General features: G+C 75.1%; 11 protein-coding genes. 9 read left to right on the top strand and 2 right to left on the bottom strand.

The window, feature by feature from the left end; genetic code table 11:
- Positions 1–207: 207 nt before the first annotated feature.
- The 9 genes from AMK27_RS16845 (at position 208) to AMK27_RS16810 (ending at position 14,407) form a co-directional block, all read left to right on the top strand.
- Positions 208–1,770 (top strand): N5-glutamine methyltransferase family protein, encoded by a 1,563-nt coding sequence (locus AMK27_RS16845; protein ID WP_073908044.1) that lies wholly within the window; start codon positions 208–210, stop codon positions 1,768–1,770.
- Positions 1,771–1,945: 175 nt separating this feature from the next.
- On the top strand, positions 1,946–2,368 hold the full coding sequence (locus AMK27_RS43710; protein WP_241847524.1) for a hypothetical protein: 423 nt from the start codon (positions 1,946–1,948) through the stop codon (positions 2,366–2,368).
- Positions 2,356–2,805: an ArsR/SmtB family transcription factor gene (locus tag AMK27_RS43705; RefSeq protein ID WP_241847523.1), complete on the top strand. Its 450-nt coding sequence runs from the start codon at positions 2,356–2,358 to the stop codon at positions 2,803–2,805. Before AMK27_RS43710 ends, AMK27_RS43705 begins: the two co-directional genes overlap by 13 nt.
- A gap of 256 nt (positions 2,806–3,061) precedes the next feature.
- Positions 3,062–3,853, top strand: coding sequence for an ABC transporter permease (locus AMK27_RS16835; RefSeq protein ID WP_073908041.1), 792 nt, complete (start codon positions 3,062–3,064; stop codon positions 3,851–3,853).
- Between the two features lie 203 nt (positions 3,854–4,056).
- Complete coding sequence (locus tag AMK27_RS16830) at positions 4,057–4,254, top strand: hypothetical protein (RefSeq protein ID WP_073908038.1); 198 nt, start codon at positions 4,057–4,059, stop codon at positions 4,252–4,254.
- Positions 4,255–4,491: 237 nt separating this feature from the next.
- Positions 4,492–7,332, top strand: coding sequence for a type I DNA topoisomerase (gene topA, locus AMK27_RS16825; RefSeq protein ID WP_073908035.1), 2,841 nt, complete (start codon positions 4,492–4,494; stop codon positions 7,330–7,332).
- 146 nt (positions 7,333–7,478) lie between these two features.
- The gene (gene tmk, locus AMK27_RS16820) at positions 7,479–10,982 is read left to right on the top strand and encodes a dTMP kinase (protein ID WP_073908032.1); all 3,504 of its coding nucleotides are present in this window, start codon (positions 7,479–7,481) and stop codon (positions 10,980–10,982) included.
- 108 nt (positions 10,983–11,090) lie between these two features.
- Positions 11,091–11,990 carry an ABC transporter ATP-binding protein gene (locus AMK27_RS16815; protein ID WP_073908029.1) on the top strand — a complete coding sequence of 300 codons (900 nt, stop codon included), beginning with the start codon at positions 11,091–11,093 and terminating at the stop codon, positions 11,988–11,990.
- Positions 11,987–14,407 (top strand): FtsX-like permease family protein, encoded by a 2,421-nt coding sequence (locus tag AMK27_RS16810; protein ID WP_073908026.1) that lies wholly within the window; start codon positions 11,987–11,989, stop codon positions 14,405–14,407. The genes AMK27_RS16815 and AMK27_RS16810 overlap by 4 nt, the downstream gene beginning before the upstream one ends.
- Before the next feature lie 35 nt (positions 14,408–14,442).
- On the opposite strand, the gene AMK27_RS16805 is transcribed toward AMK27_RS16810, so the two are convergent.
- Positions 14,443–15,087: a response regulator gene (locus AMK27_RS16805; protein WP_073908023.1), complete on the bottom strand. Its 645-nt coding sequence runs from the start codon at positions 15,085–15,087 to the stop codon at positions 14,443–14,445.
- A complete protein-coding gene (locus AMK27_RS16800) occupies positions 15,075–16,295 on the bottom strand; it encodes a sensor histidine kinase (protein ID WP_073908020.1) in 1,221 nt (406 codons plus the stop codon). The genes AMK27_RS16805 and AMK27_RS16800 overlap by 13 nt, the downstream gene beginning before the upstream one ends.
- Positions 16,296–16,393: the final 98 nt, after the last annotated feature.

The raw sequence follows: 16,393 nt of genomic DNA, 5'->3' as shown, positions 1-16,393 counted from the left end.
CACTCGGGCCGTCCCGCCGCCCTCGTCCCGCCCGGGACCTCCGGCCGCGGCGGCCCGACGGGGACCTCCGCCAGGTGCCCCGCCCGGCCCGGTGGCAGCGGCGATCCGCCGCACGCCGCCGGGTCGTCGTCCGTCGTCCGCCGGTCGCTCGACGCCCGCCGCCGGGTCGGCCGCCCGGTTGTCGGTGGCGGCGGTCACAATGGAGCGGTGAGTACGACCAGCCTGCCCCCCCGCCTCCCGGTGCCCGCGCACGCCGCCCGTCTGCGCGAGACGCTGCTCGCCGCCGACTTCACCGCCGACGGACTCCTCGAACTGCTCGGCGCCCCGGCCTACGCCGCGCTCGCGCGCAGCGAGACCGTGCCCGCGCTGCGCGCCACCCGCGGCGACTCCCCGCTGGAGACCCTCGTCCGGCTCTTCCTGCTCCAGCAGGGCGTCGGACACGAGCGGGCCGCCGCCGCGCTCCCGCTCGACGAGGCCCTCGCCGACGGCTGGGTGGTCCGCGAGGACGACACCGTCTCCGCCACGGTCGACGTCCGGCCCTACGGCGGGCCCGACGGCGAGGACTGGTTCATCGTCTCCGACCTGGGCTGCGCCGTCGGCGGAGCCGGCGGGATCGGCAGGAAGGACGAAGGGGTCGTCCTCGGCGTCGGCGGTGCCTCCACCACCCTCGCCGGGATCACGGTGCGTACGCCGGTGTCCTCCGCGCTCGACCTCGGCACCGGCTCCGGCATCCAGGCGCTGCACGCCGCCCAGCACGCCACCCTGGTCACGGCCACCGACCTCAACCCGCGCGCCCTGGACTTCACACGGCTCACCCTCGCGCTCTCCGGGGCCCGGGAGGCCGAGCTGCTGACCGGCTCGCTGTTCGAGCCGGTCGACGGGGACACGTACGACCTGATCGTCTCCAACCCGCCGTTCGTGATCTCCCCCGGCGCCCGGCTCACCTACCGGGACGGCGGGATGGGCGGCGACGACCTCTGCCGCACCCTCGTGCAGCAGGCGGGCGACCGGCTGAACGACGGCGGGTACGCCCAGTTCCTCGCCAACTGGCAGCACGTCGAGGGCGAGGAGTGGCAGGACCGGCTGCGGTCCTGGGTGCCCGCGGGCTGCGACGCCTGGATCGTGCAGCGCGAGGTCCAGGACGTCACCCAGTACGCCGAGCTGTGGCTGCGCGACAGCGGCGACCACCGCGGCGACCCGGACGCGTACGGCGAGGCCTACGGGCGCTGGCTCGACGAGTTCGAGGCCCGCAAGACGCGTGCGGTGGGCTTCGGCTGGATCACGGTCCGGCGGAACGAGGCCGTGGCGTCCGGCGCCGTCGAGCCGTCGATCGTCGTCGAGGAGTGGCCGCACCCCGTCGAGCAGCCCCTCGGCCCCACGGTCCGCGCCCACTTCGAGCGCCAGGACTACCTCCGCTCCCATGACGACGCGGCCCTCCTCGCCGACCGGTTCACGCTCGCGCCCGAGGTCGTGCAGGAGCAGGTCGGACTCCCCGGCGCCGAGGACCCGGAGCACGTCGTGCTCCGGCAGAACCGGGGCATGCGCCGCGCCACCCGGGTCGACCACGTCGGCGCCGGGTTCGCCGGGGTCTGCGACGGCACCCTCAGCGCGGGGCGCATCCTCGACGCGATCGGGCAGCTGATGGGCGAGGACCCGGTGATACTGCGGGACCGCACCCCGCAGGCGATCCGGCTGCTCGTGGAGGAGGGCTTCCTGCTGCCCGTAGGGGACGGGGACGGCGCGCCCGCCTCGGGAGGGGACGGCGCTTGATACGGATCGAGCTGGACGAGGCCTCGCTCGGGGCGACCCGGATCGCGATCAGCCCGCTGCGGGACGCGTTCTGCTCGATCCACCTCGCGCTGCCGCGCCGCCACCCCTCCTGGCCGTACCAGGAGTGGGTCGGGCAGGCGGCGGGTGGGGGCACCCCCGGACGAAGTCTGGGGGAGTGTGGCGCGAGGACGACCGGCTCAGGCCGCTGTGGGACCTGTTCGCGGAAGGGCGGTACACGGTCTCGGACTTCCTGCTGCCCCGGCCGTTCGGCACGGTCCACGTCCACGAGGAGCTCGCCGCGCTGCGGGCCACCGACCCGGAGTTCGTCCGCGACCAGGTCGCCGTCTGCTACCCCGGCATGGCCGACGCGCCCTTCCTGCGGCCCTATCTGAAGGACCCGGAGGCCGCCTGCGCGGCGCTCGCCGACGCGTACGCGGCCTACTGGGAGGGCGCGGTCGAGCCGTACTGGCCGACGATGCGACGGCTCGTCGAGGACGAAGTGCCCGTCCGCGCCAGGACGTTCGGACCGAGGGCGTCGACGCGCTGTTCACCGGCCTGGAGGCGCGGGGGCGGTGGCAGCCGCCCGTGCTCGAACTGACCAAGTACGTCGACGCGGAGTACGCGCCCGGCGAGCGGCGTCTCGTCCTCGTGCCGCTGGTCTTCGCCGAGGGCTGCCGGCTGTACTCGACGGACGACCCCGAGGTGTTCGCGCTCAGCTTCCAGGCCCGGGGCGCGGGCGCCCTGCGCGAGCCGCCCGAGCCCGTCGCCGAGGACCGGCTGGGGCTGATGCTCGGACGCGGCCGGGCGGCGGTCCTGCGCGAGTTGGGCGGTCCGCTGACCACGGCGGGTCTCGCCGACCGCCTGGGCCTCGCGCCCAGCACGGTCTCCGAGCACCTGTCGGTGCTCGCGGAGGCGGGCGTCGTGACCCGCCACCGGGTCGGGCGCTCGGTGTACTACCAGCTGACGGACACCGGGCGTTCCCTGCTCGCGCTGCTCGCCGGCGAGGGCGCCCTCGCGGCGGCGGCCGCGGCCTGACGACGGGCCGGCCGGAGGCGGCGCGAGGATTCGGGGCGTTCCGAATCGATGGCCGCGGCCCTCCCCGGGCTCCTACCGTCCCGCGCATGCTCGCAATCGAGGCGGACGCGCTGCGCCGCACCTTCACCGGCAGGACCGGGTGGCCGAAGTCCCGGAAGACCGAGACTGAGACCGAGGCCGTCCGCGGCGTCACGTTCGACGTGGCGCCGGGGGAACTGTTCGGGCTCCTCGGGCCCAACGGCGTGGCACGACAACCATGTTCCGTTTCCTCGGCACCGCGCGGCTCGTCGTCGTCGGCGGGGCGATCTCCTACCGGGCCCTCTTCAACTGGACGACCCCGCCGAAGTTCATCGGAACCCTGCTGGTCGGGCCGCTCCTCCAGGTCTTCTTCTTCGTCTACCCGGGGCGTGAACTGGGGGTCGCCGACGACCGCTTCCACCTCGTGGGGAACGCCGTCCTCGCGGCTTCCGCCTCCTGTGTGTACGGCGGCACGATGGCCGTCGTCAACGAGCGCCGGTACGGCACGTTCGGCGCGGTCCTGCTCTCGCCCCGGCACCGGGTCCCGCTGTGGACCGGGCGCGCCCTGCCGTACGTGCTCAACGGGCTGCTCGTCAGCGCCTTCGTGCTCACCGCCGCCTCGCTCGTCCTCGGGCTGCCGGTGCCCGCCGGGGCGCTGCCCGGTCTCGGTCTCGTGCTGCTCGTCGCGGCCGGTGCCTGCTCGGCGTTCGGGCTCGCGCTCGGCGCGCTCGGGCTCCGCTTCCGCGACGTGTTCCTGGTGTCGAACGTGGCCAGTTCCGTACTGCTCCTGCTGACCGGCGCGGCCGTGCCCCGGGAGACGCTGCCGGGGTGGATGCGGGCCGCCGGGGAGCTGCTGCAGCTCACGCACGCGGCGGACGCGGCGCGCGGGCTGACCGCCGGGGGCGGTCTGGACGGTTCGCTGCTCGGGGCCGAGCTCGCCGTGGGCGCCGGCTGGGGGCTGCTCGCCGTCGTCCTGCTCGGTGTCTTCGAGCGGGGCAGCCGTCGCCGGGCCACCCTCGACACGATGTGACGGAGGAGACGTGAGGGCGGCCCGGGCAGCCCGGGAAGCAGGAGCTTTGCGCGAAGTGACGGGTGGGTCACTACCGGCCATCTTCGTGAAACCGTACGGGATGCTCCGCGTCGTTCACCCGGAATTCGCGCCCACGACGCCGGGAGGTGTCAGCCTCGGCAGCGGGAGACCAACACCGCACGTGAACGGAACGGGGTACGGGCATGGAGAGCGGGCCGGCGATCTTCGCGGGGGCGGCGTTCACGCTGTTCGGAGGCGCGCTGCTGCTGTGGACCACCGTGCGGACACTGCACGGCGAGCCCGTCGCCCACGGGGTCGCCCCGCGCGCCGCCGTCGCGCTGACGAGCCTCTCCGGCGCCGCCTTCCTCGCCCTCGGCGTCTGGTGCTTCGGCCGCCTCTGACCCCCTCGCCGGTCCTCTCCTGATCCTGTCGCGCCCCGCCCGACCGGGAGTCCGGGCGGCAGGAATGCCAGGACTCGGGTTACCGTTCGAGTGGCCGTTGCGGGCTTTCGCCGTTTGACACGGGGGCGGGTTGTACCGTCACACTCCGCAGCGACGGGAGCGTCACCGTCCGTGCCGCTGCCGTGCGTGCCAGCGCCGTACGTGCCAGAGAGTGTCGATCCGGAGAGAAGAGCGAAGTTGTCCCCGACCAGCGAAGCCGCACACGGCGGCCGCCGACTCGTCATCGTCGAGTCGCCTGCCAAGGCGAAGACGATCAAGGGCTACCTGGGCCCCGGCTACGTCGTCGAGGCGAGCGTCGGGCACATCCGAGACCTCCCCAGCGGCGCCGCGGAGGTGCCCGAGAAGTACACCGGTGAGGTGCGCCGCCTCGGCGTCGACGTCGAGCACGACTTCCAGCCCATCTATGTCGTCAACGCCGACAAGAAGGCGCAGGTCAGGAAGCTCAAGGAGCTCCTCGCCGAATCCGACGAGCTCTTCCTCGCCACCGATGAGGACCGCGAGGGCGAGGCCATCGCGTGGCACCTCCAGGAAGTCCTGAAGCCCAAGGTCCCGGTCCACCGGATGGTCTTCCACGAGATCACCAAGGACGCGATCCGCGAGGCCGTCGCCAACCCGCGCGAGCTGAACCAGCGCATGGTCGACGCCCAGGAGACCCGCCGCATCCTCGACCGCCTCTACGGCTACGAGGTCTCGCCGGTCCTGTGGAAGAAGGTCATGCCGAAGCTGTCGGCGGGCCGCGTCCAGTCGGTGGCCACCCGCCTCGTCGTCGAGCGGGAGCGCGAGCGCATCGCCTTCCGTTCCGCCGAGTACTGGGACCTCACCGGCACCTTCGCCACCGGCCGCACCGGTGACGCGTCCGACCCGTCGCAGCTGGTCGCACGCCTGGCGGCGGTCGACGGCAAGCGGGTCGCGCAGGGCCGTGACTTCGGCGCCGACGGCCGGCTGAAGAGCGAGAGCGTCCTCCACCTGGACGAGGCGAACGCCCGCGCCCTGGCCGCCGCGCTCGCCGACACCGCGTTCGCGGTGCGCTCGGTCGAGTCGAAGCCGTACCGCCGCTCCCCGTACGCGCCCTTCCGCACCACCACCCTCCAGCAGGAGGCGAGCCGCAAGCTGGGCTTCGGTGCGAAGGCGACCATGCAGGTGGCGCAGAAGCTGTACGAGAACGGCTTCATCACCTACATGCGTACGGACTCCACGATCCTCTCCGACACCGCCGTCTCGGCGGCGCGCGCGCAGGTCACGCAGCTCTACGGCGCCGACTACCTGCCGGAGAAGCCGCGCGTCTACGCGGGCAAGGTCAAGAACGCGCAGGAGGCGCACGAGGCGATCCGTCCTTCGGGTGATCGTTTCCGCACTCCGGCGGAGACCGGTCTGACCGGCGACCAGTTCCGGCTGTACGAGCTCATCTGGAAGCGGACCGTCGCCTCCCAGATGAAGGACGCCACCGGAAACTCGGTCACCGTGAAGATCGGCGGCCGGGCCGCCGACGGCCGCGACGCCGAGTTCAGCGCCTCCGGCAAGACGATCACCTTCCACGGCTTCATGAAGGCGTACGTCGAGGGCGCCGACGACCCGAACGCGGAGCTCGACGACCGCGAGCGGCGCCTGCCCCAGGTCGCCGAGGGCGACGCGCTGACCGCCGACGAGATCACCGTCGACGGCCACGCGACCAAGCCGCCGGCCCGCTACACCGAGGCCTCGCTGGTCAAGGAGCTGGAAGAGCGCGAGATCGGCCGCCCGTCGACGTACGCGTCGATCATCGGCACGATCCTCGACCGCGGCTACGTCTTCAAGAAGGGCACGGCCCTCGTGCCGTCCTTCCTGAGCTTCGCCGTCGTCAACCTGCTGGAGAAGCACTTCGGGCGGCTCGTCGACTACGACTTCACCGCCCGGATGGAGGACGACCTCGACCGCATCGCGCGGGGCGAGGCCCAGTCCGTGCCGTGGCTGAAGCGTTTCTACTTCGGCGAGGGCGAGGCCGGTACGGCCGCCTCCGGCGGCGCCGCGGACGCCGGCAACGGCGACGGGGACCACCTCGGCGGCCTCAAGGAACTCGTCACCGACCTCGGGGCGATCGACGCCCGCGAGATCTCCTCCTTCCCCGTCGGCAACGACATCGTGCTCCGCGTCGGCCGCTACGGCCCCTACGTCGAGCGCGGCGAGAAGGAGGCCGAGGGCCACCAGCGCGCCGACGTCCCCGAGGAGCTCGCACCCGACGAGCTGACCGTCGAGCTCGCCGAGGAACTGCTCGCCAAGCCGAGCGGCGACTTCGAGCTGGGCGCCGACCCGGTCAGCGGCAACCAGATCGTCGCGAAGGACGGCCGTTACGGCCCGTACGTCACGGAGATCCTGCCCGAGGGCACCCCGAAGACCGGCAAGAACGCGGTGAAGCCGCGTACCGCCTCCCTCTTCAAGTCGATGTCCCTCGACACCGTCACCCTGGAGGACGCGCTCCGGCTGATGTCCCTGCCCAGGATCGTCGGCGCGGACGCCGAGGGCGTCGAGATCACCGCGCAGAACGGCCGCTACGGCCCGTACCTGAAGAAGGGCACGGACTCGCGGTCGCTCACCGAGGAGGCGCAGCTCTTCACGATCACCCTCGAAGAGGCGCTCGCGATCTACGCCCAGCCGAAGCAGCGGGGCCGGGCGGCGGCCAAGCCGCCGCTGAAGGAGCTGGGCACCGACCCGGTCAGCGAGAAGCCCGTGGTCGTCAAGGACGGCCGCTTCGGCCCGTACGTGACGGACGGCGAGACCAACGCCACCCTGCGCACCGGCGACAGCGTGGAGGACATCACGCCGGAGCGCGGTTACGAGCTCCTCGCGGAGAAGCGCGCCAAGGGACCGGCGAAGAAGACCGCCAAGAAGGCCCCGGCCAAGAAGGCGACCACCGCGAAGAAGACCGCCACGAAGACCGCGGCGAAGAAGACGACGACCGCCAAGAAGACGGCCGCCAAGAAGACGACGACGGCCAAGAAGACGACCGCCGCGAAGAAGACGGCGGCCGCGAAGCCGGAGTAGCCGGTCCGCGGACGAACGTTCCGGCGGGGGTGGAGGCGATCGCCTCCACCCCCGCTTTTTCGTTCGTGTGTACGTCCTGTCACAGGCTCGTCCGGATGTTCGGGCGGAGGCCACGGGGAGCAAGGCCGTCCGGATAGGGTGGACGGATGACGCGAGCAGAGCAGCCAGACCGCCTCGGCGATTCCGACGCCGCACTCGTCGCGGATTCCAGGGAGCGTGCCGTACGCGCCCTCTTGCGCCACCAGCCACTGCGCAGGTTGTGGAGCGCCCACTTCGTCGGCAGCACCGGCGACGCGCTCGCCCTCCTCGTGCTCGTCCTCCTCGGCCTCCAGGCCGCGGTGACCGAGGGTGCGCTCGGCGGGGGCGAACGGGGCGCCGCGTTCGCCGTGGCCGCCGTCGTCGGCGCCCGGCTGCTCGCCTCGGTCCTCTTCGGAGCCGTCCTCCTCGGTCCGCTGACCGCCCTCACCGGACCCGGCGGCGCGCTCGACCGGCGCTGGACCATGATCGGCGCCGACGGCGTCCGGATCGCGCTGCTCGTCATCGCACCGCTGTGGATCGACTGGACCCCCGGCAACGCCCTCTGGTACCTGCTCGGCACCGTCTTCGTCACCGGCGCGGCCGAGCGGCTCTGGACGGTCAGCCGGGAGGGCGCCGCGCCCGCGCTGCTGCCCGCCCCGCCGATCGAGGGCGGGGTCGTACGGCCGCTGCCCGACCACCTCGGCGCGCTGCGCCGGCTCTCCCAGCGCACCACCTTCCTCGCCGTCCCGGTCGCCGCCGCCGTCCTGCTCGTCGCCACCCTGATCGGCAACCTGCTCGGCGCCGGAATCGACTGGTTCTCGCTGCACCAGGCCGCCCTCGGCTCGTACGTGGCCGCCGGTCTGTTCGCCGCCTCCGTCACCGTCCTGTACGCGATGGCGCTGCCCGGCGGGGAGACCCCCCGGCCCCGCTCGCCCCTGGAGGGACTGCGCCGGCCGACCGACAAGGGCGCCGAGGGAGGCGCCGAGAAGGGCCGTACCGGAGCCCTCTCGCTGCTCGTCCTCACCTGCGCCACCGTCGCCGGAGCCATCGCCGCGGCCGCCTCCGTCGCCGTACTCCACGCCTACGACCTGGGCGGCGGGCCCGTCACGTACGCGCTGCTCGTCCTCGCGCTGAGCGGCGGCACCGCCGTCGGCATCCGCACCGCCCGCTCGGTTCTGCCCGTCCTGTCCCGGCGCCGGCTGCTCGCGCTCGTGACCGCCGTCACCGGCGTCGCGCTGATCGCGATGGGCCTGGTGCCGGACACGGCGACCGTGCTGCTCCTCTCCGTCCTCGCCGGCTACGCCGCCGGAGTCGCCGCGAACACCGGGCACACCCTCGTCGACCAGGAGACCGAGGAGCCCCGCAGGGCCCGCACCACCGAGCACCTCCAGGCCACCGCCCGCGTCGGCATGGCGATCGGCGCGCTCGCCGCGCCGCTGCTCGCGGCCGCGATCGGACCGCACCGGCTCGCCTCCGACTCGGGGACCTTCGTCTTCGAGCACGGCGGCGCCGCCTTCACGCTCGCCCTGATCGGCGCCCTGCTGCTGCCGGTCGCCGCGCTCGTCCTGGCGAAGACCGACGACCGGGCGGGCGTCCCGCTCCGCCGCGACCTGCGCGACGCGGTGCGCGGCTCCGACCCGGTGCAGGCGCCTTCCCCGACCGGCTTCTTCATCGCCCTGGAGGGCGGCGACGGCGCCGGCAAGTCCACCCAGGTCCAGGCGCTCGCCGAGTGGATCAGGGCCAAGGGCCACGAGGTCGTCGTCACCCGCGAGCCCGGCGCCACCCCCATCGGCAAGCGGCTCCGCTCGATCCTCCTCGACGTGTCGTCGGCGGGGCTCTCGAACCGCGCCGAGGCCCTGCTGTACGCCGCCGACCGCGCCGAGCACGTCGACTCCTTGGTCCGGCCGGCCCTGGAGCGGGGCGCGATCGTCCTCTCCGACCGCTACATCGACTCGTCCGTCGCCTACCAGGGCGCGGGCCGAGACCTCTCACCGACCGAGATCGCCCGGATCTCGCGCTGGGCGACCGACGGGCTCGTCCCGCACCTGACCGTGGTCCTCGACGTCTCCCCCGAGACCGCGCGGGAACGGTTCACCGAGGCGCCCGACCGCCTGGAGTCCGAGCCGCCGGAGTTCCACGCGCGCGTACGGGCCGGATTCCTCGCCCTCGCGGCCGCCGACCCCAGCCGCTACCTCGTCGTCGACGCCGGGCAGGAGCCCGAGGCCGTCACCACCGTCGTACGCCACCGGCTCGACCGGATGCTGCCGCTCTCCGAGGCCGAGGTGAAGGCCGTCGAGGAGGCCCGCCGGAAGGCCGAGGAGGAGGCCCGCCGCCGCGCCGAGGAGGAGGCCGCCCGCAAGGCCGAGGAGGAGCGCCTGGAGCGCGAGCGCCAGGAGCAGCTCGCCAAGCTCCGCGCCGAGGAGGAGGAGCGCAAGCGCCGCGAGGAGGAGGAGGCGCGCCGCCTGGAGGCCGAGCGCCAGGCCGAGGAGGCCCGGCGCAAGGCCGAGGAGGCCCGCGTCGCCGCCGAGGAGGAGCGCAGGCGCCTCGCGGCCGAGGAGAAGGCCCGCAAGGAGGAAGAGGAGCGGCTCCGCAAGGAGGCCGAGGAGGAGGCCCGGCTGCGGGCCGAGGCGGAGGAACGCCGCCTGGAGAAGCAGCGCAAGGCGGAGGAGGCCCTGCTCCGCGCGGAGGAGGCCCGCCGGATGGCCGAGGCCGCGGCTGCCGCGAAGGCGGCGGAGGAGGCCGCGGCGAAGGCCGCCGCCGAGAAGACCGCTGCCGAGGCCGCGGCCAAGGCGGCGGCGGAGCGCGCCGCTGCCGAGCGCGCCGCCGCGGAAGCCGCCGCGGCCCTCCGCGCCGAGGCGGCCAAGGCCTCCGCCGAGCGGGCCGCCGCCGAGAGGAAGGCAGCGGCGGAGGCGAAGGCCGCCGCCGACGCGAAGGCCGCGCGGGAGAAGGCAGAGGCCGAGGCGGAGGCCGCCGCCGTGCGGGCCGCGCGGGCCGCCGAGGCCGCGGCCGTCGAGCTCTCGGCCAACGAGGTCACCCAGGCGACCCCGATCGTGAAGCCGGATCCGCGGATCGCGGAGCCGAGCACGACGCGGGCCGGGGCGCGGGGCCGGACCTCGGCCGGGGCGTCGGCAGGGACGTCTGCAGGGACCTCTGCCGGGGCGCGGGACGGGAAGCCGGCCGCCGAGCCGGACGCGCCGACCGTGTCGCCCGAGGAGGTCACCGTCGCCACGCCGATCGTGCGGACCACGAAGCCGGAGGCGGAGACCAGTGTCCTGCCCCGGATCGAGGAGCGCGCGGCCGACGAGACCGCCGTCCTGCGGCCCGTGCGGGACGCCGAGGAGACCGCCGTCCTGCCTGCCGTCCGGGACACCCCGTCCGTCCGGGACACCCCGCCGTCCGACCCGGTCGACCGGGTGCCGCAGGGCATCTTCCGGGACGCCGGGTCCGCCCGGCAGCAGCCGCAGGGCGCGAACGACCGGACCCGCGAGCTGCCCCAGCTCGACGAGAACGGCCGGCCCCGCCGCCGCTCCGACTGGGCGGAGGAGACCCCGCTCGACGATCTGCCGACGCTCGCGGACGAGCTGTTCGGCCCGCACGACGACGAGGACGAGGGCCCGCGGCGCCGCCGCTGACCCGCTCCCCGGACGGGGGAGGGAGCAGAGGGGGTGGAGCTAGCTCCACCCCCTCTCGGGCAGCCAGCCCCATACCCCGCTGACCTGCACTTTTCTAGCGTTGTCGGTATGACGACGACTGCAGTGACGGAGAGCGGTGCCGCCCGCGCCCTGGACGCGGCCCTCGCCCTCGACGGGGTGGGCCGGACGTACGGGCGCGGGGCCCCCGCGCTCGACGGGGTGAGCCTGACGGTGGCGCGCGGCCGGTTCGTGGCCGTGATGGGCCCCTCCGGTTCCGGCAAGTCCACCCTGCTGCGGTGCGCCGCGGGACTCGAACGGCCGACGGCCGGAACGGTACGGATCGGGGGCACCGACCTCGCCACGCTGAAGGCGGCCGGGCTCACCCGGCTCCGCCGCGACCGGATCGGCTTCGTCTTCCAGTCGCTGAACCTCGTCTCCGCCCTCGACGTGCGCGAGAACGTCACCCTGCCGCTGCTCCTCGCCGGAGCCCGGGAGGGCCGGGAGCTCGACGCCCGCGCCCTCGCCGGTCTCGCGGCCGTCGGCCTCGCGGACCGGGCCGGGGACAGGCCGGAGAACCTGTCCGGCGGCCAGCGCCAGCGGGTGGCCATCGCCCGCGCCCTGGTCAACGAACCCGAGGTCGTCTTCGCCGACGAGCCGACCGCCGCCCTCGACCCGGTCACGGCGGCCGGCGTCCTCGCCCTGCTGCGGCGCGCGGTCGACGAGCGGGGGACCACCGTCGTCCTCGTCACCCACGACCCGGTGGCGGCCGCCTGGACGGACGAGGCCGTGTTCCTCGACCGGGGCAGGCTCGCCGGACGCCTCGACCGCCCGGACGAGTCGGGAGTACGGGAGATGCTGGGGGTACGGGAGATGGCGGGCGCGCACCTTCAGGGCGCGCACTTTCCGGGCGGGCACGCCACACCGGCCGCTCACGCCACACCGGCCGCTCACGCCACGCCGGCCGCTCACGCCGGCCACTCGTTCCGCCGAACGGCGGTGGCCCGGTGAAGCCGCTCGGGAACCCCGCCGTCCGGCTGCTCGCCGCCCGCTCCCTGCGGGCGCACCGCAAGGCCTGGGCCGCCGTGTTCGCCGCCGTCGCCGTCACCTCCGTGCTGCTCGGCGCCCTGGCCCTCGCCGCCGGCTCGGCGGCCCTCGGCCACGCGCGCGTGGAGCGGTACGCCGCCGCGCCCGTCGTCGTCGCCGGTGACCAGGAGGTCCGCTGGACGACGAAGCCGTGGGGGAGCGAGCCGCAGACGCAGTCGGCGGGCCTGACCGAGCGGGTACGGATCCCGAGCGCGACCGTCGACGTGCTGCGGACGGTCCCGGGGGTCCGGGCCGCCGTGCCCGACCACACCTTCGTCGTACGGGAGCTGGCCACGGGCGCCCAGCCGGCCCCGAAGGCCTACGGCGGGCGGTCCTGGGAGGCCGCTCGGCTGGCCCCCCACCGGCTGGTCGACGGGCGCGCGCCGCGCGGCGCGGGCGAGGCCGTCATGGGCTCCGCCGCCGGGGCGCGGATCGGGGACACCGTCGCCGGACGGAAGGTCGTCGGCCTCGCCGACGGGCCCGCCGCCCTGTACGTCACGGCGGCCGAGGCGCGGAGGCTCGCCGGGCACCCCGGCACCGTCGACGCCGTCGGCGTGCTCGCCGAACCCGGCGTACCCGTGGACACCCTCCACGCGCGCGTGCGGGCGGCCCTCGACGAGGCCGGACTGAAGGACACCGCCTCGGGGCAGCCGCTCCGGGCGTTCACCGGCGACGGCCGGGGCGGGCCCGAACACCTCGCCGCGGCGCCCGCGCGCATGGAGCTCCTCCAGCTCCTCGCGGCGATCTCCGGGACCGTCGTGCTCGTCGCCGTGCTCGTACTGGCCTCGCTCGTCGCCCAGGCGCTCCAGCAGCGTTCCGGTGAGCGGGAGTTGCTGCTCTCGATCGGTGCGACGGCCCGTCAGGTGCGGGCGGCGGCCGGCCGGGAGGTGACCCGGGTGGCGGGGCTCGCGGCGCTGTGCGGCGCGGTCGTGGCCGTACCGGTGTTCCTCGGGCTGTGGTCGGCGCTGCGGACCCGGGCGGGAGTCGTTCCCGAGGGCCTTGAACTCCCCTCCCCGCCCTGGCTGTTCGCCGCCTCCCTGGTGGTCGCGGCCGTGGTCGTGGGGATCACCCGGCTCGTCGTCCTGTTCGCCGCCCGCCGGCCCCGGCGGCCGGGGAAGGGCGGTGTGCGGCGGGCCGTCGGGGCCGGGCTGCTCCTGCTGGGCGTCGCGTCGGCCGTCACCGCCACCGCCCAGGGCGGCGAGGCCGCAGGCGCCGCCGCCGGGGCGGCCACGGTGACCCTGGTCGCCGGGTGCGCGGTCCTCGGCCCCTGGATCGCCGGGGCGGCGATGAAGGTCCTTGACCTGCCGTTCCGCCGGTTCGGCGGTGCGCCAGGACGGCTCACCGCCGCGGGTGCGAGCGCCCACTCGCGGCGCCTCGGGGCGGCGCTCGTACCGGTCGTCCTCGTCACCGCCTTCGCGCTCGTGCAGCTCTCGGCGGGCACGACCATGGGGCGGGCCGCCGACGAGCAGGCGAAGGCGGCGACGACCGCCGACCTCGCGCTCACCGGGACGACGGCGGAGCGGGTGCGGCGGCTGCCGGGGGTCGACGCGGCCACGGACGTCCTGCGTTCGACGGTCGTCCTGGCCCGGACGGAGGCCGGTGCGCCGCGCCTCGACCGGCTTCCGGTGCTCGGCGTGGACGCGGCGGGCCTGACGGGCACGCTCGACCCCGGGGCCGTCACGGGCGACCTGACCGGACTCGCCCGTACGGGCACGGTCGCGGTCGGCTCGGACATGGCCGACTCGCTGGACGTACGCCCCGGTTCGACGGTGGACCTCCGGCTCGGGGACGGCACCCCGAAGCGGCTTCGGGTGGTGGCGGTGTACGAACGCTCGCTCGCGCTCGGCGAGTTCCTGCTCCCGAAGGCCGAACTGGCCCCGCACATGAGCGATCCGTACCCCGCGCGCGTCCTGGCGTCCACGGCGAAGGCGGCCGCGGGTCCCCCCGTGGCGCCCGAGCAGGTGAGTCCGCCGGGTGCCGCGCTCCAGAGCATCGTCTCGGCCGTGATCGTCTCCGCGATCGGCGGCCTCACCCTCCTCTCCGTCCTCAGCACCCTCACCCTCATCGGCGCGGGACGGCGCGGCGAACTCCACCTCCTCGGCCAGGTGGGCGCGTCGGCCGGGCAGCTGCGCCGGATGCTCGGCCTGGAGGCGGGGTTCCTGACCGCCGCAGGACTGCTCGTCGGCGTCGTGGTGGCCGCACTGCCGCTGACCGCCTTCGCCTGGGCCCTCACGGGCGGGCTGCCGTACCTGCCGCCCGAGCAGGCGGCCCTGATCGCGGGCGCGGTGGTGGTCACGGTGGTGGCGGGGGTGTTCCTGCCCTCGCGGCGGCGGCCGACCTGACCCGCGGGCCGAGTCGGCGGCGTCCCCGGCCGGGCTCAGGCGTCGAGGTAGGCGAGGACGGCCAGCACCCGGCGGTGGCCGCCGCTGTCGGTCGGCGGCAGGCCGAGCTTCAGGAAGACATTGCCGATGTGCTTGTGCACGGCCCGCTCGGTGACCACCATCGAGCGGGCGATCGTGCCGTTGTCGTGCCCCTGCGCCATCAGTTCGAGGACCTCGCGCTCCCGGGGGGTGAGCGAGTCCAGCGGGTCGTCGCGGCGGCGGGAGAGCAGCTCGGTGACGACCTCGGGGTCCAGGGCCGTACCACCGGCGGCGACCCGTTCCAGGGCGTCGAGGAACTCGTCCACCCGGCCCACCCGGTCCTTCAGGAGGTAGCCGACGCCCCGCGCGCCGCCGCCCAGGAGCTCGGCGGCGTACGTCTCCTCCACGTACTGGGAGAGCACGAGCACCGGAAGGTCCGGCAGTTCCTCGCGGGCCGCGAGCGCCGCCCGCAGCCCCTCGTCGCGGAAGCCGGGGGGCATCCGCACGTCGAGGACGGCCACGTCCGGGCGGTGCTCCAGGAGCAGCGGCAGGACCTCGGGGCCGGTCGCCGCGACCCCGGCGACCTCATGGCCGGACGAGGTCAGCAGCAGCACGAGGCCCTCCCGCAGGAGGGCGTTGTCCTCGGCGATCACCACACGCACGGAAGCTCCACTTCGATCACGGTCGGGCCCCCTTCGGGGCTGGTCAGTCGTACGGTGCCGTCGAGCGCGGCGACCCGGCGGCGCATGCCGAGGAGCCCGGAGCCGCCGCTCTCGCCGGCCTCGGCCCCGCCCCGTCCCTCGTCCGCCACGCGCGCGCGAAGAGCGGTCGGTTCGCGGACGAGGGCGACGGAGGCGCGGGTGGCTCCGCTGTGCTTGGCGGCGTTGGTGAGGGCCTCGGCGACCACGAAGTAGGCGGCGGCCTCGACGGCGGCGGGGGCGCGGGGGGCGGCCGCCCGGCGGTCGTCGGCGTGCTCCGGACCGTCGCCGGGCGCGTGGTCGGCCAGGCCCGTCACGGACACCTCCACCTCCAGGCCGCTGCTCGCGGCGAGGGCCCGCACCGCCCCGCTCAGCCCCCGGTCGGTGAGGATCGGCGGGTGGATGCCGCGCACCACGTGCCGCAGCTCGGCCAGTGCCTCCTCGGCCTGGGTCTGCGCGTCGTCGAGGAGCTTCCGCGCGGCCACGGGATCGGAGTCGTACGCCCGCTTGGCCAGACCGATCCGCATGGAGAGCGCCACGAGCCGGGCCTGTGTGCCGTCGTGCAGATCGCGCTCGATCCGGCGCAGCTCGGCGCCGTGCGCGGCGATCGCGCCGGCCCGGGTGGCCGTCAGCTCCTCGACCCGGGCGGCGAGCGCGGCGGCCCGCGCGGCCGCGGGGGTCGGCGTGAGCAGCGCGCGCGACCACTCGGCCCCCAGGTCGGCGAGCCGTCCGATCAGCGGCAGTGCCACCGGCCGCCGCCCCGCGAGCCCGGTCACCACACCGTCGACCAGCAGCGCGGGCGCCCACAGCACCAGGGAGGCGAACCAGACCCCCATGCCGTACAGCAGCTGCGCGGCCGCCCAGACCAGGTCCCGCCCCGTGCCCGGATCGGTGACGGCGGTCCGCACGCGCGCGGGGAGGGGGCCTTCGAGCGGCAGATACGCCTCCGGGACGGGCGTCCCGGTGCGGGCGGCGGTCCGGCGGCGCTCCCAGCCGGCCAGCCGGCGCAGCAGCAGCACGCTCTCGGGGAGCACGCCCGCGCCGATCACGGTGGCGGTGAGGAAGGCCGTGAAGAGGGCGACGCCGACCATCAGGTAGCAGAGGAGCGCGATCGCGGCCCCGCTCAGGAGATGGAGCGACGCCCGGCCGGATTCCCTGATCGCGTCGCGCATACCCGCCAGGTTATGCGGGCGGACCCGAGAGGTGCGGTGGAGCAGGCACCACCATCGGTCCGGGGGCGGGCTCCGCTGTGCGGGCGGGCCGGGACAAC

It is taken from the genome of Streptomyces sp. CB02009, assembly GCF_001905825.1.
Lineage (GTDB): Bacteria > Actinomycetota > Actinomycetes > Streptomycetales > Streptomycetaceae > Streptomyces.
This window is presented reverse-complemented; position numbering and strand designations above follow the sequence as displayed.